This window comes from Pseudomonas sp. CCI3.1 (assembly GCF_034313985.1).
GTDB lineage: Bacteria > Pseudomonadota > Gammaproteobacteria > Pseudomonadales > Pseudomonadaceae > Aquipseudomonas > Aquipseudomonas psychrophila.
Map to the genome: position 1 here is coordinate 2,516,824 of NZ_JAVIWO010000001.1, position 14,673 is coordinate 2,531,496.

Consider the following 14,673-nt stretch of genomic DNA (forward strand, 5'->3'; position numbering starts at 1 on the left):
CTGCGTTCGCCTGCGCAGCAGTCGTAAACCCTACAACCCGGTGTTTCAGGAATACCGCGTTTGCAGGATTTGCGACGACTTCGTCGCCGAACGCAGCCTCGTTCCTTCGACAGCTGCTACAAAGGGGGTTATGTATGTGTTTCGGTGATCAGTGCATCCACCAGACCACGGGCCAGTTCGACGCCGTGAATCACGCACCACAACTGCTCGGCCTCAAAACCGCTGAGGTGGGAACGGATGTCGTCGGCGGTCAGTTCTGCGCCTTTGAGCAGCAACGAGGCATGTTTGAGCGCGTCCTGAACAGGTACGCCGGGGTTGATGGCAAACAGCGAAGTGCCCTGGTGGGCGCAGGTGAACAGCGGAGGGTCAGGAACAATTTTTTTCATGGCGTCAACTCAATTAATAGCTGGAAGAACTGCCTCTGTCCCGCTGTCAATCGGTAAGGGTGGCAGCTGCGCGCGGGTTGACAGACCGAGGAGAGCTGACAAGACTCGGTGCACTCGAAAGTGCCCCGCACACAGCCGCCATAACACGATGAAATGTCTATAAGGCTGCCTTGTCACTCTCAGCGGTCTGTCAAAACCGGTTACTGAAATCAGCGACCCGGCGAGACTATCCACCCATCTACAACGCCACAAGACGGTCAGGATTCTCTAGGAATCGTCCCTCAATAGAAAGCGACGCAGCAGGTGCAGACGTTGCTTTATGTGTAGGAACCTCACTCAATCCCTGTGGGCTTGTCGCAGATCGCGTAGCTGGCGAGCTTGGTCTGGATAAAGTCCAGAAAACACTGAATACGCAGCGCCAGTTGTGAGTTGCGGTAGTACACGGCGTTGATCGGTTGGCGATAACCGCTGTTGAACTCGCCCAGCACCACGTGCAAGCGCCCGCAGGCGATGTCTTCGTGAGTCATGAAGTGCGACAGGCAGGCAATGCCCTGCCCTTGCAGCGCCAGATGGCGCACGGTTTCGCCGCTGGAGGCGCTGATGGCCGGCTGGATGGGCCAGCGATCACCCTGTGCATAACGTAGCGGCCACTGATTGAGGCCATCGTTCTGGGTGAAGCCGATCAGGGTGTGGCTGGCCAGGTCCGCCACGCGGGTGGGGACGCCGTGGCGGGCGATGTAGTCGGGGCTGGCCAGGATGTTCAGCGGGCTGCACCCCAAGGATCGGGCGTGCAAAGTGGAGTCGGCCAGGGTACCGATACGGATGGCGATGTCGGTACTTTGCTCCAGCAAGTCGATGATCAGGTCGTTGCTGTTGAGTTCGAGCTGGATCTCGGGGTAAAGCGCACGAAATTCGGGGATGTACGGCACGATGGCATGCAGCACAAAAGGCGCGGCTGCGTTGATGCGCAATCGCCCGGAGGGTGTGCGTTGGTGGGAGATCAGACGCTCTTCCAGCTCGTCCATCTGCTCAAGGATCCGCTTGGCCCGCTCGAAAAAGAACTTGCCCTCCTCGGTCAGGTCCATGCGCCGCGTGGTGCGGTTGATCAGCGTGGTGTCGAGCTTGGCCTCCAGCCTTGAAAGCGTGCGACTGACCGCTGACGGTGTTTGCCCGGCTTGCTCGGCGGCGGCTGAAATCGAACCGCACTCGATGACCGAAACAAAAATTTGCAGCTCATCAGATCTGGCTTTCACGCGGGCGACCTTATCTACGTGTGGGAGCGGGCTTGCTCGCGATGGTATCACCGCGGCTCGTCTGAACAACCGCGTCGCCTGCATCGCGAGCAAGCCCGCTCCCACCCTGGCGTCGTTAGGCCTTGAGACCGAACACCTCGCTCAGGTGCTGTTCATAACGCGCGGCGTCGATTTCGGGTTGCGGACGCTTCATCACGTCGACACACAAGAAAGTCGGCAGGCCGGTCATGCCCAGGAATTCATTGGCTTTGTGGAACGGGAAGTACACCGCGTCCACGCCTTTGCCCTCGAAGAAGTCAGCCGGATCGTCAAACGCTTGCTGCGGTGCGTTCCAGGTCAGGGACAACATGTATTTTTTACCGTGAATCAGACCACCGCTGCCGTAACGCTGCGAAGCGTCGGAACGGGTGCGACCGTCGCTGGCGTAGAGTTTGCCGTGACCTTGGGTAAAGACTTCATCGATGTACTTTTTAACGATCCACGGCGCACCCATCCACCAGCCCGGCATTTGATAGATGATCACGTCAGCCCACAGGTATTTTTCGACTTCTTCGGCGATGTCGTAGCCTTCGTCGATGTGGGTCACTTTGACTTCAAAGCCCTGGCGGTCAAAAAACGCCAGCGCGGTGTCGTGCAGGGTCAGGTTGTAACGACCATCGGAGTGGGCAAATTTTTTGGCGCCGTTAAGCAAGAGTATTTTTTTCATCATCAGCCTCCAGGGGGGTAAACCCTCAGCGCTGTTGAGCGACAGGGGGGTTAAAAATCATGTCGGCAGAATATCGATGCACTTGCTCAAGAAAAACCCGTGGTGGGTCAAATCACCTTTGCTGTTAATGCACGAATGAATACTCAATTGTTGACCAGCAAGTGCGCACCCAACAGCGCCATGCCTATAAAGAACACCCGTTTGAACAGCGTGGCGCTGATGCGCTGGCGCAACCACTGCCCCAGCCACATGCCGAGCATGGCGGGCACCAGTGCCAGCAATGAGGCATTGAGCTCACCGCCGCCCAGATTGCCGCGCCAGTAAAGCCCGGCGGCAAGGGCCAATGTGGAGACGCTGAAGGACAATCCCAAGGCCTGAACCAATTGGTTTTTGCTTAAGCCCAGCGCCTGCAGATAGGGCACGGCAGGAATCACAAACACGCCGGTGGCCGAGGTAATCACCCCGGTGATCACGCCGCATATCGGGCCCAGCCATCGCTCGCGCTGCGGGGCGACGCGCAGGGTGGGCAACCACAGTCCGCTGAGGGCGTAGAGCAGCAAGGCCGCCCCCAGCGCCCGCACCACCCACGTGCCGCCGTCGATACTTAGCCAGAGCATGCCTACCCCGGTGCCGATAAAGATGCCCAGCTGCATGGGCCACAGCCGTTTTATCAGCGTGCGCAACTGCCCGCCTGCAGCCAGTTGCCAGGCGTTGGTGACAATGGAGGGAATGATCAGCAACGCCGCAGCCTGCGCTGGAGCAATAGCCAGCCCGAGCATGCCCATCGCCACCGTTGGCAAGCCAAGACCGATGACACCCTTGACGGTGCCCGCCAGCAAAAAAGTCATCACCACCAGCAGTGACAAGGCCAGGCCGAGGTGTTGGTAGAACTCGATCAGTGTTTTCATGGCTGTATGCTGGACCACGGCGACGGCGTTGAACATTCGCCATAGATGAAGCCTGCCTCTTGCGCAGCAATAGACTAAACACACGCATCTGGGTGGGAGCGGGCTTGCTCGCGATGCTATCGCCGCGCAGTATCTGCCAAATCATGGCGCTGCCATCGCGAGCAAGCCCGCCCCCACAACAAGCCCGCTCCCACAGGGAGGGCAAGGACCGTTCATGCACTTCGATCTGGTTGATCTGCGCCTGTACTTGAATGTGGTGCAGACGGGCAACATTACGGCGGGCGCCAGCCTGAGTCATTTGTCTCTGCCCGCGGCCAGTGCGCGGATCAGGGCGATGGAGGCGTCGTTGGGCGTGGCGTTTCTACTCCGCTCTCGCCGTGGGGTCAGCCCGACCCCGGCCGGGCAAGCGCTTGCGCACCATGCACGGCTGTTACTGCAGCACGTCGAGCGCATGAACCATGACCTGGCTGAGTACGCCCAAGGCTTCAAGGGCCGGATACGTCTGCTGTGCAACACCTCAGCCCTCACCGAATACCTGCCCGAACTGCTCGCCGATTTCGTGCGCCAGCACCCCAACATCAGCGTCGACCAGCAAGAACTCACCAGCCTGCGCATCACCCATGCATTGCGCCAGGACGCAGCCGATATTGGCGTCATCTCCAATGCCGTCGACACCCGCGACCTGCAAACCCGCCCCTTTCGCGATGACCCGCTGGTACTGGTGGTACCCCTCGGCCATCCACTGGCCAACAGGCCTGATCTCTCCTTCAGCGACACCCTGAGCCATGACTATGTGGGGTTGTCGTCCAGCAGCGCGTTGGCGGTGTACCTGGAAGAGCAGGCGCTGCACGTGGGCGTTCGCATGCAGGTGCGGATTCGCGCCGAAGGTTTCGACGGGGTGTTGCGCATGGTCGCCCGCGGTGCCGGGCTGGGTGTCGTACCCAAGGCGACGATTGAGCGCTGGCAGGCGCCGCGCACCTTCAAGGTGGTGAACCTGAGCGAGCCGTGGGCGGATCGCAAGCTGCTGCTGTGCGCCCGTTCGTTTGAGCAACTGCCCGCCTATGCCGTGGCGTTGCTGGAGGCTTTGAGCCTGTAGGAAGAGTCGCTGTTTGGTGCTCGCCTGTATGCCTTATTTTTTACCAAGAGTAATATCCGGGGCTTGCGACACCCTAGGCACCTTTGGCCGCGGGTATTTTTATCAAGTTTTTGAGAATAACAACTCACAGGGCACCCGATGGCTGACGCTAACTCCCCCCCGATCACACTCAAACGCGGTTTGAAAAATCGCCATATCCAGCTGATTGCCCTCGGCGGCGCTATCGGTACGGGCCTGTTCCTGGGTTCGGCAGGCGTGCTCAAGTCGGCCGGGCCGTCGATGATCCTTGGCTATGCGATCGCCGGTTTTATTGCGTTCCTGATCATGCGCCAGCTGGGCGAGATGATCGTCGAAGAACCAGTAGCCGGTTCCTTCAGTCACTTTGCTCATAAGTACTGGGGCGGCTATGCGGGGTTTCTGTCGGGCTGGAACTATTGGGTCCTGTACGTACTGGTAGGCATGGCCGAGCTGACGGCGGTGGGCAAGTACATCCAGTTCTGGTGGCCCGAGGTGCCGACCTGGGTCAGCGCCGTGGTGTTCTTTGTGCTGGTCAACCTGATCAACACGCTTAACGTCAAAGTCTTCGGCGAGATGGAATTCTGGTTCGCCATCATCAAGGTGGTGGCGATTGTCGGCATGATCGTACTGGGGTGCTACCTGCTGTTCAGCGGCACCGGCGGCCCGCAGGCATCGATCAGCAACCTGTGGAGCCACGGCGGGTTCTTCCCCAATGGCGGCACCGGGTTGCTGATGGCCATGGCCTTTATCATGTTCTCCTTCGGGGGCCTGGAACTGGTGGGCATCACGGCGGCAGAAGCCAGCGAACCGAAAAAAGTGATCCCCAAGGCCATCAACCAGGTGGTGTACCGGATCCTGATTTTCTACGTGGGTGCACTGACGGTGCTGTTGGCGCTGTACCCGTGGGATCAGTTGCTGGTCACACTGGGCGCCGGTGGCGATGCCTACGGCAGCAGCCCGTTTGTGCAGATCTTTGCCTTGATCGGCAGCGATACCGCCGCACAGATTCTCAACTTTGTGGTGCTGACCGCCGCGCTGTCGGTCTACAACAGTGGCGTGTACTGCAACAGCCGCATGCTCTTCGGCCTTGCCGAGCAGGGTGATGCACCCAAGGCGCTGATGAAACTGACCAAAAATGGCGTGCCGTTGCGCGCGTTGGGCGTGTCGGCGCTGGTAACGCTGTTGTGTGTGGTGGTCAACTACGTGGCGCCGCACAAAGCGCTGGAGCTGCTGTTTGCACTGGTGGTTGCCTCGTTGATGATCAACTGGGCGCTGATCAGCCTGACCCATATCAAGTTCCGCAAGGCCATGGCAGTACAAGGCGTTACGCCTTCGTTCAAGGCATTCTGGTTCCCGTTCAGCAACATTTTGTGCCTGGTGTTTATGGCGGTGATCGTCTCGGTGATCTGGATGATCCCCGATGTTCGCGCGTCGGTGTATGCAATCCCGGTGTGGCTGTTGATCATTTACGGGTTCTACCGTTTACGCTTGAGCAAGGGCCAGGCGCTGGCGAACACCCGCTAAGCAGGGGGTGAACTCAACTGTGGGAGCGAGCCTGCTCGCGAAGACCGTTCGCGAGCAGGCTCGCTCCCACTAAAGAGTTGCGCATTCGGGTCACTGGGTGTCGGAATCAGGCATCTGTCAGTGCGCCACCACGGTTAGGGTGAGGTTCGATAGCCCATCACCGGAGGTCTTATGTCTGCGCCAATCACCGTGCTTCGCGACACCCATCCCCTGCCCGTGCTCGATGCCTGCAAATGGGAAAAGCTCGAAGGCGACCCGCACACCGTCAACCTCAACGCTTACACCAGCGAAGACGGCAGCAAGATCATGGGGACGTGGATTTGCACACCCGGCAAATGGTACGTGGAGTATGTGAAGTGGGAATACTGCGATTTCCGTGAGGGCTATTGCATCATTACCCCGGAGGGCAAGGAACCAATCCATCTGCGGGCTGGGGATATCTTTGTGGTGGAGCCGGGTATGAAAGGCACGTGGGAAGTGGTGGAAACCGTGCGCAAGTATTTCGTTTTTGCCTGATTGAAACCACGCAAAAAACCGGGAATCCGCCCGACGCGGATTCCCGGAAATGCCCCTATTCGGGCTTGCGATAGCTGTTGATGATGGCCGAGAAGTCTTTGCCGCCTTCGCCGCGCAAACTCATCGCCTGATACAACTGTTGTGCCACGGCGCCCATCACTACAGGTTGATGGGCCTGGCGTGCAGCCTCGGTGGCCAGCCCCAGATCCTTGAGCATCAGCTCGGCGCCAAAGCCGCCGGTATAGCCGCGCGATGCGGGGGCCGTTTCAACGATGCCCGGCCACGGGTTGTACACCTCCGAACTCCAGCAGCGCCCGGTGGAGCTGTTGATAACGCCCGCAAGCACTTCGCTGTCGATGCCCAGCGCTGCACCCAGTGCCATGGCTTCGCTGACGCCCACCATGGAAATCCCCAGCAGCAGGTTGTTGCAGATTTTAGCCACCTGGCCGGTGCCCACATCCCCGCAATGGACGATGTTGCGACCCATTTGAGCGAGTACCGGGTGCAAGGTGTCGAACAATGCCGGTGAGGCGCCGACCATAAAGGTCAGGGTGCCTGCTTGTGCACCGCCGGTGCCGCCGGACACCGGCGCATCGGCCATTTGCACGCCCTGTTTGGCGGCAGCCGCGGCCACCTCACGAGCGGTCTGCGGATCGATGGTGCTGCAATCCACTGCCGGCACTCCGGCGCCAATACCTGCCAGAACCCCGTCTTCACCCAGCCATACGCTGCGCACATGGGCCGCTGCCGGAAGCATGGTAATCACCAGCTCGGTGCCTTGAGCGGCTTCCCGTGGCGAGGCGCTGACATGGCCGCCCAGGGCAGCCAGTTCGGCCAGGATGTCTTTGTTCAGGTCAAACAGGTTCAACGAGTGCCCGGCCTTGAGCAGGTTGCGCGCCATCGGTGCGCCCATATTGCCCAGGCCAATAAATGCGATGTTCATGGTGTGTGCCCTCAACGAAGATTGATGGTGGTGTTGACGCCATCATTCACGCTTTCATCGTCGAACCAACGACTGGTGACGGTCTTGGTTTGAGTATAGAACTGCACAACTTGCTTGCCGTACGGGCCCAGATCGCCGAGTTTTGAACCACGGGAGCCGGTGAAGCTGAAGAACGGAACCGGCACCGGAATCGGGATGTTGATACCGACCTGACCGACATCGATTTCAGTCTGGAACTTGCGTGCCGCCGCGCCGCTTTGGGTAAACAGGCCGGTGCCGTTGCCAAACGGGTTGGCATTGACCAATGCAATGGCCTGATCGAGGGTGTCGACCTCAATCACCACCAGTACCGGGCCAAAAATCTCTTGGGTATAGATCTGCATGTCGGTGGTGACGCCTGAAAACAGGGTCGGGCCGATAAAGTTGCCTTGTTCATAACCCGCAACCTTGATGTTGCGCCCGTCCAGCTCAAGCACCGCGCCTTCTTTGATCCCGCTTTCAATCAGACCCAGTACACGTTCCTTCGCACGCTTGGAGATCACCGGACCTACATCAGTCCCCGCCTCGCTACCAGCGTTGACCTTGAGTTTTTGCGCCAGCGCCTTGAGGTCTGGCAGCCATTGTTTGGCCGCACCCACCAGCACCACCACCGAGGTGGCCATGCAACGCTGGCCGGCAGCGCCGAAACCTGCGCCAACCAGTGCGTTGAGGGTTTGTTGACGGTTGGCGTCGGGCAGCACCACGGCGTGGTTTTTGGCGCCCATCATCGATTGCACGCGCTTGCCGTGGCGGCCTGCCAGGTCATAGACATGGGTGCCAACGGCGGTTGAACCGACAAACGACACGGCTTTGATATCAGTGTGGGTGCACAGCGCGTCCACGACATCCTTGCCGCCGTGTACAACGTTGAGCACGCCTGGCGGAACACCGGCTTCGATGGCCAGTTCGACCAGCATCAGGGTCGACAGCGGATCTTGCTCGGAAGGCTTGAGTACGAAGGTATTACCGCAGGCGATGGCCATCGGGAACATCCACAGCGGAATCATGGCCGGGAAGTTGAACGGTGTGATGCCTGCGCAGACGCCGATAGGTTGGCGCAGGGTGTAGGTGTCGACCCCGCCTGCAACGTTTTCGGCGAATTCGCCCATCTGCAAGGTGCCAATGGAGCACGCGTGCTCGACCACTTCCAGACCACGGAAAATATCGCCCTCGGCGTCGGCAATGGTTTTGCCTTGTTCAGCACTCAGGACGACGGCGATGCGCTTGGAGTGTTCGCGGATCAGCGCTTGGAGTTTGAGCATGATGCGCATGCGCGCACCGATAGGCGTCAGCTTCCAGGTCTGGAAGGCGCGTTGGGCGGCGGCGATGGCGGCGTTGACTTCATCGGCAGTAGCGAACGGCACTTTGGCCAGTACTTGCTGAGTGGCCGGGTTAACGATGTCGTGCCACTCGGTGGTTTGCGACTCGATCCATTCGCCGTCGATCAGCAAGCGGGCGTTTTGATACGGGGTGTTAGAAACGCTCATGGAAGTCTCCGAAATTATTCTTGTGAGTACGGGCGTCCAGACGCAGGACTGTTTTTGGAGTATAGGTGTGCGTTCTTCTAATAAGAACGCACATAAAAGCCGGTCTAACATGCAAAAAAACATCACATCGTTAAGCGCACTGAACTGGGACGACCTGAAGTTTTTTCTTGAGGTGGCCCGCACCCGCAAAGCCAGCAGCGCAGCCAAACGGCTGGCGGTGGACTACACCACTGTGTCGCGGCGGATCAGTTCCCTGGAAGCCGCACTCGGGACTTTGCTGTTTGAAAAGTCGCGCACCAATGGTTTTACCCTGACCAACGAAGGCCAGCGCTTGCTGGGTTATGCCGAGTCGATCGAAAGCACGCTGCACATGGCCTGCGAGCAGGTTTCAGGGTCCGGTGTGGCGTTGTCGGGGCATGTACGTATGGGCTGTACCGAGGGCTTTGGCAGCTTTTTCATCACTCCCCAGCTCAGCCATTTTGTGGATAGCTACCCGGCGATTTCGGTGGATATCCTGCCGCTGCCGCACTTCATCAGTTTGTCCAAGCGCGAGGCCGATATTGTTATCGCGCTTGAGCGCCCGGAACACGGGCCCTATGTGTGCTGCAAACTGTGCGACTACCGCTTGCAGCTGTATGCGACCCAGGAGTACCTGGACCAGCACCCGCCCATCCACCGGACGGCTGATTTGTCGGAGCATACGTTTATCAGTTATGTGGACGATCTGGCGTTCAGCTCGGAGCTGCTTTACCTGGCCAATGTATTGCCAGGCGCCAGCGCCAACCTGCGCAGCACCAGTGTGATTGCGCAATTCGTGGCCGCACAGCAAGGCCGCTCGCTGGCGATTCTGCCGTGCTTTCTGGCGGCCCAGGACCCGCGTTTGCTGCCGGTACTGCCTGACGAGGTCAACCTTACGCGACAGTTCTGGATGTACTGCCGGGAGGACCTGCGCAAGCTCAAGCGGATTACCCTGTTGTGGGATTACATCAGGGAGGTGACAGAGCTGAATGCGCCGCTGTTGCTGGGCGAGACGCGGGGGATGGTGTTCGCCGATTGACTGTTCGTCAAGGAATCAGGTGGCGGAATCGTAACGGGGCCAGCAAGCCTTTCCCAACGATTTGTAATAGGAATTGGTACGTAACTTGTAACACGCCGACGTTTGCATTCCGCCCTACTCAATGGAGCCTCCCCATTCAAGCATCCACTGACGACGTTTCATAACTTTAGCGAATCGTCCTACAGACATACCAAACACTTGTGAAGTAGCGTCCTGTCGCACTTGAACGGCGAACATGGATAGTCAATTTGCACAGGGGGTGTTATGGCGGCTAAAAATCTCTTCCCGAGTACCCTGGGATGTAATGGGATAGATGGCAACAGGCGACATGCCGAGGCGACAGAGGAAGCACAGGCAGCTTGGGACAGAACACTGGCGGCGAATGCAAGGAACGAGCGGGAAGCTGACGCACGTAGGAATTCGATCAAGAAGCAGGATGAAGTGGCCGCACGCGGATGCGTCTTTGCCAAGAGTTGCACGCTGCCAGATGGGACCATTAACTCCATCAGTCCCGGTGGAGCCATCCCCACCGATCCGGTTAGCCAATATGGCGAGTTTGCCTTGCTGGGTGGCCGTTAAACGGATGCACAAGGAAACATTCCTCTCAAGAAAATCAGTGGCACCCTACCCGCCTCACTGGGAACACTTCTATTAGGCGGCGTTGCTACTGCCACCGCTAGCGGTGTGTCTTGTGGTGGTTTGTGTGCGGCTGGTGCTGTGGCATCCGGGGCTACCACTGGTGTTGCTGCTGGTGCATTGGTGGGAGTGGTTGCATTGCTGTGGCCATCCAGCTTGGGCGACAGCAGCCTATATACAGAAGAACAGCTCCAGTCGCTTAAAGAAGGACGTACACGTGTCCGATTAACCGTTGAGCAACAGGCCGATGGCACTTTGAAGGGATACGGGTACAACACCCAGAAGCGCCGTGACTGGGAAATGATTCCCATAGTGCAGTTCGTTGCCCAAGGCTCCCAGCAAGTGGCTGATTTTGGAGATGGCGTAACCTTGATCTGGACGCCAGCAACTGACCCGTCCAGCACCTTAGGGACTCCAGCGTTAGAAGGCGCACCACAGGCACCACAGATTTGGATTTATCCGCCCACCGAACAGGCTGATAACATCATTGTCAGCCCGATTTACCCAGACGCGTACAAAGATTTCATTCTGGTGTTCCCAGCTGATTCTGATGTGCAGCCCTTGTACATCGTGATGAATGTCCGCCTTGATCCCGGCACCGTAACCGGACAAGGAAAAGATGTGACGGGCATCTGGTTAGCCGGGGCGAGTGCTGGACTCGGAGCGCCCATACCAACAAGAATTGCCGACCAGCTCCGGGGCAAAAGCTTTAGTAGCTTCGATGCTTTCAGGAAGGCGCTCTGGAAGGCCGTAGTGGCTGACTCGGAACTGAGTAGCCAGTTCATCCCAGACAACATAGAACGCATGCAAAACGGCAACGCCCCCAAAGCTCGTTATCGAGAAAGGGCAGGAAGCAAAAGTTCTTTTGAGCTGCACCACGTCGAGCTGGTATCAGAAGGCGGACAGGTGTACGACATTGACAATTTGCGAGTCAACACTCCAAAAAACCATATCGATATTCACCGGAAATAGAACCATGAAAAACCACTTCTCTGACTACACAGAAGCCGAGTTCATCCAGTTCATGCGAGAGATACGCGAGGCCAATAAACACGCACCTGATGAGGTTCTTGATCCGCTTCTACAGCAGTTTTGCCAGTTGACCGAACACCCGGATGGAACCGACCTCATCTATTACCCCGAGGATGGAGCGGACAACTCAAACGAAGGCATCACCCATACAGTAAAAGAATGGCGAGCTGCTAAAGGCTTGCCGGGATTCAAGGAGGACTGATTTCCAGCTCTTGGGAGACGGTGTGACGTGATGGCACGATGCCAACCGAGACTGCAGGCTCAGCCAATTCAACATAAGGACTTAATCAATGAAGGCATGGGCGATTGCGACTGTAGCGTTGTTAAGGTCCGGGTGTGCAAATCACCGATTGGACTGTGCTACAGGGCTGATTGCGTAGGACGACTGCCTACCCGGCACCATGGGTTATTCCATCCGCGAAGTGACAAAGCTGAATGCGGCGCTGTTGCAAGGTGAAACCCGGGGGATGAGATTTTTGGGGGGACCCCATGCCCCGTGGGAGCGGGCTTGCTCGCGATTCAGACACCGCGGTCTGCCTGAATGATCGCGGTGATGCTATCGCGAGCAAGCCCGCTCCCACAAAGAGGGGGTCAGTACGAATCTCTAGTCGGCAATCACCACAATCGATACACGGCGGTTTTCCGTGCGCCCGGCGCGGGTTGCGTTGCTGGCCACTGGCTCGCGGCTACCCAACCCACGGATCTGGATATTTTCGGGGCGCATGCCGACTTTGAGCAGCGCCTTGACCACGCTGTTGGCGCGGCGCACGGACAGTTGCTCGTTGTAGGACTCCTTGCCTGAGGAATCGCTGTGACCATCGACCCGCACACGCTGGATGTCTGCACCGAGCAAGGCGGTGCCGATGCGCTCCACGATTTCCTGGCTTTGCGCGTTGAGCACTTCAAGGTCGCTGCCAAACAGCACTTTGCCCGACAGGCCAAACGCCCAGCCCTCTTCAGTCAGTTCAAAGCCCTGCTCCTTCAGCACGGCCACTTGCGCGGGCGTCAGCCCTTTTGGCGCAGCGGTCTGGCAACCGGTCAACGACAACGTGGCCAGCAACAAGGCGACGCTGAAAAATTGTAAAAAACGATGGTTCAAAACACGCATACGGGGGTTAGCTCCTGGTAATTACGGTGTTTGCGGGGCACTCCAACTCCGCAAGGTGTTGCCCGCCTCGAGCGAGACGCTTTGCCTGGTACATCGCCGAATCAGCTGCACTGAGCAGCTCCTGGGCGGTTGCACCATGTTCTGGGTAAACAGCGATGCCGATACTGAGTGAAGACACGACGCTGACTTGCCCCGGCACTTCAATTGGCTCAAGCATGCTGGCAATGATCTTGTCTGCAATGCGCTGGGCGTCTTCGATCTTGTGCAGCGGGGTCAGCAATATTGCGAACTCGTCGCCACCCAGACGCGCGACCACATCACCCTCACGCAACTGGGCGCGGACGCGTGTAGCCACGGCAACCAACACTGCGTCCCCTGTGGCATGCCCGTAAGAGTCGTTGATTTCTTTAAAGCGATCACTGTCGAGGAACAGCACGGCGGCTTTCTCACGGGCTTTGTTCAACGTGCGCAAGGTGCGCGTCAATCGCGCTTCAAAGTAGGCACGGTTGGGCAGGTTGGTCAGCGAGTCGTGACTGGCCTGATGCGCCAGGGTCTGGTTTTCGTTTTGCAGATGGCTTTGCCATGACTCAAGTTCATCGAGCAGTGCATTGAAGTCGTTACCCAGGCTGTCCAGCTCGGCAATATCCGCAGGCGGCACGCGACGATCGAACGCTCGCTCGCGGCGAGCGGCGTGGGCCACTTCTGCCAGTTGTTGCAAGGGCCCGGTGATGCCACCCAATAGCCGACGCGACAAATACAACGCACTCCAGGCGCTGAGTGCCGTGCACACAAGCACACCGAACAATCCGCTCAGCAAGAAACGCAGCATATTGGCTCCGTGCCCACGAACGGTCACAAGCCCGATTTCCCGGCCCTGATGCAGAATCGGCACGCTGATCGGTTGCTCAAGCAAGGCATCGGCCAACAGCATTTCGACACGGCTCAGCAAGCCATTTTCAGGGCGCATCCATTGGGCGAGCAGTTCGCCATCCGCCGTGTAGACCCGAGCCTCGGCGACCGCTTCCGTGGACGCAATCATGGCCAATGCTTCAGTCGCAGCGGCACGGTCATCAAACACCACGGCAGCTTCCACGGTGTAGTTGATGGAGCGGGCAATCAGGTGCAGGTTGTGATCAGCGTAAACCTTGAGCGCCAGCACCCCCAGCAAGGTCATGGAGGCGCTGGCCAGCGTTACGGCGACCAATGCAACGCCCAGGTGGCCCCGGCGCAAGACCGAACGCAATCGCAGACGTTTTTTCGGGGTGTTGAACGCTCTCATGGTTGTGCCGCCCGGCGGCGCGACAGCTGCAACACACTGGGATGAATGCGCACGCCGCTGCGGGCAACGGAGTCGAGATTGACCTCAAACGACACCTGCTCATCGCGTACGTGCAGGCAAAAAAGACTGCCGACGGTGCATTGATCACGGTCTTCGCTGATGCTCAGCACGGCTTTGGTATTGAGGCTGGTGAATAGACCGCTGCGTTCGTCAGCGCTCAGCTTGCCCAAGTAAACGGCATTGCAGTCACTCGCAATGCCCGGGTCACTGGCCAGCACACGCCGCACCTGCACCGGCCGGCCACTGGACTGCGTCGCGCCCTTGAGCAGGTCATCGGTGTATTCGGTGGGGCCGATTACGCACAACTGCAGTTGCGCCGGCTCAGTGGGCCAGCGTGCATAACTGAGGATGCCAAGGACCACTTGGGTCACCGCCTTGGCACGCTGATCAGCCAGATTGATTGGCACTTCAGGTTCAGCCAGGCAAGGAGTGCTCAGCAGCAACAGACAAAGTGAAAGCAGCCGAAACCGCCATCCAAAGTACTGTTCTGTCGATGAGACAGCCACGTCCATGCAGGATTTCTCTGTAATCTTTGTAGGAATAATGTCGTAACGATAGCACAGCGGGTAAATTGACTGTGATACAGGTCACATTAAGTGCTGTTGTAAACGCTATTTCCCTGCGT

14 protein-coding genes and 1 pseudogene are annotated in these 14,673 nt (G+C 58.4%); 6 read left to right on the forward strand and 9 right to left on the reverse strand.

The window, feature by feature from the left end; all coding sequences use genetic code 11:
* Positions 1–128 precede the first annotated feature (128 nt).
* From RGV06_RS11565 to RGV06_RS11580, 4 genes are all read right to left on the reverse strand, one after another.
* A complete protein-coding gene (locus tag RGV06_RS11565; RefSeq protein ID WP_019827325.1) occupies positions 129–386 on the reverse strand; it encodes a DUF3077 domain-containing protein in 258 nt (85 codons plus the stop codon).
* Positions 387–718: 332 nt separating this feature from the next.
* Positions 719–1,639: a LysR family transcriptional regulator gene (locus RGV06_RS11570; protein WP_048352509.1), complete on the reverse strand. Its 921-nt coding sequence runs from the start codon at positions 1,637–1,639 to the stop codon at positions 719–721.
* 115 nt (positions 1,640–1,754) lie between these two features.
* Positions 1,755–2,345, reverse strand: a complete 591-nt coding sequence (locus RGV06_RS11575) for an NAD(P)H-dependent oxidoreductase (RefSeq protein WP_019827322.1) — start codon at positions 2,343–2,345, stop codon at positions 1,755–1,757.
* A 143-nt stretch (positions 2,346–2,488) separates the two neighbouring features.
* Complete coding sequence (locus tag RGV06_RS11580; protein WP_048352532.1) at positions 2,489–3,253, reverse strand: sulfite exporter TauE/SafE family protein; 765 nt, start codon at positions 3,251–3,253, stop codon at positions 2,489–2,491.
* A 214-nt stretch (positions 3,254–3,467) separates the two neighbouring features.
* Between RGV06_RS11580 and RGV06_RS11585 the strand changes: the two genes are divergently transcribed.
* From RGV06_RS11585 to RGV06_RS11595, 3 genes are all read left to right on the forward strand, one after another.
* The gene (locus RGV06_RS11585) at positions 3,468–4,349 is read left to right on the forward strand and encodes a LysR family transcriptional regulator (protein ID WP_019827320.1); all 882 of its coding nucleotides are present in this window, start codon (positions 3,468–3,470) and stop codon (positions 4,347–4,349) included.
* Positions 4,350–4,487: 138 nt separating this feature from the next.
* On the forward strand, positions 4,488–5,891 hold the full coding sequence (locus tag RGV06_RS11590; RefSeq protein ID WP_046810665.1) for an amino acid permease: 1,404 nt from the start codon (positions 4,488–4,490) through the stop codon (positions 5,889–5,891).
* A 171-nt stretch (positions 5,892–6,062) separates the two neighbouring features.
* Entirely contained in the window at positions 6,063–6,407 is a 345-nt protein-coding gene (locus RGV06_RS11595; protein WP_016783536.1) for a cupin domain-containing protein, read from the forward strand.
* Between the two features lie 55 nt (positions 6,408–6,462).
* Here RGV06_RS11595 and mmsB read toward each other — a convergent pair whose 3' ends face one another.
* The gene (gene mmsB / locus RGV06_RS11600) at positions 6,463–7,350 is read right to left on the reverse strand and encodes a 3-hydroxyisobutyrate dehydrogenase (RefSeq protein WP_322150036.1); all 888 of its coding nucleotides are present in this window, start codon (positions 7,348–7,350) and stop codon (positions 6,463–6,465) included.
* 11 nt (positions 7,351–7,361) lie between these two features.
* Positions 7,362–8,876 (reverse strand): CoA-acylating methylmalonate-semialdehyde dehydrogenase, encoded by a 1,515-nt coding sequence (locus RGV06_RS11605; protein ID WP_019827315.1) that lies wholly within the window; start codon positions 8,874–8,876, stop codon positions 7,362–7,364.
* Between the two features lie 109 nt (positions 8,877–8,985).
* On the opposite strand from RGV06_RS11605, the gene RGV06_RS11610 reads away from it, so the two are divergent.
* The 3 genes and pseudogenes from RGV06_RS11610 to RGV06_RS11620 all read left to right on the forward strand — a co-directional run bounded on the left by RGV06_RS11610 (position 8,986) and on the right by RGV06_RS11620 (position 11,803).
* Complete coding sequence (locus tag RGV06_RS11610) at positions 8,986–9,933, forward strand: LysR family transcriptional regulator (RefSeq protein ID WP_019827313.1); 948 nt, start codon at positions 8,986–8,988, stop codon at positions 9,931–9,933.
* A 264-nt stretch (positions 9,934–10,197) separates the two neighbouring features.
* A pseudogene (locus RGV06_RS11615) lies at positions 10,198–11,541 on the forward strand (S-type pyocin domain-containing protein).
* 4 nt (positions 11,542–11,545) lie between these two features.
* Positions 11,546–11,803, forward strand: coding sequence for a bacteriocin immunity protein (locus RGV06_RS11620; RefSeq protein WP_322150037.1), 258 nt, complete (start codon positions 11,546–11,548; stop codon positions 11,801–11,803).
* A 402-nt stretch (positions 11,804–12,205) separates the two neighbouring features.
* Here the strand turns inward: RGV06_RS11620 and RGV06_RS11625 are convergent, their stop codons facing one another.
* From RGV06_RS11625 to RGV06_RS11635, 3 genes are read right to left on the reverse strand one after another with little or no spacing between them, the layout of a single operon-like run.
* Complete coding sequence (locus RGV06_RS11625; protein ID WP_322150038.1) at positions 12,206–12,709, reverse strand: OmpA family protein; 504 nt, start codon at positions 12,707–12,709, stop codon at positions 12,206–12,208.
* 7 nt (positions 12,710–12,716) lie between these two features.
* Positions 12,717–13,988, reverse strand: a complete 1,272-nt coding sequence (locus tag RGV06_RS11630) for a diguanylate cyclase domain-containing protein (RefSeq protein WP_019827308.1) — start codon at positions 13,986–13,988, stop codon at positions 12,717–12,719.
* Positions 13,985–14,560 (reverse strand): YfiR family protein, encoded by a 576-nt coding sequence (locus RGV06_RS11635; protein ID WP_019827307.1) that lies wholly within the window; start codon positions 14,558–14,560, stop codon positions 13,985–13,987. Before RGV06_RS11635 ends, RGV06_RS11630 begins: the two co-directional genes overlap by 4 nt.
* Between the last annotated feature and the right edge of the window lie 113 nt (positions 14,561–14,673).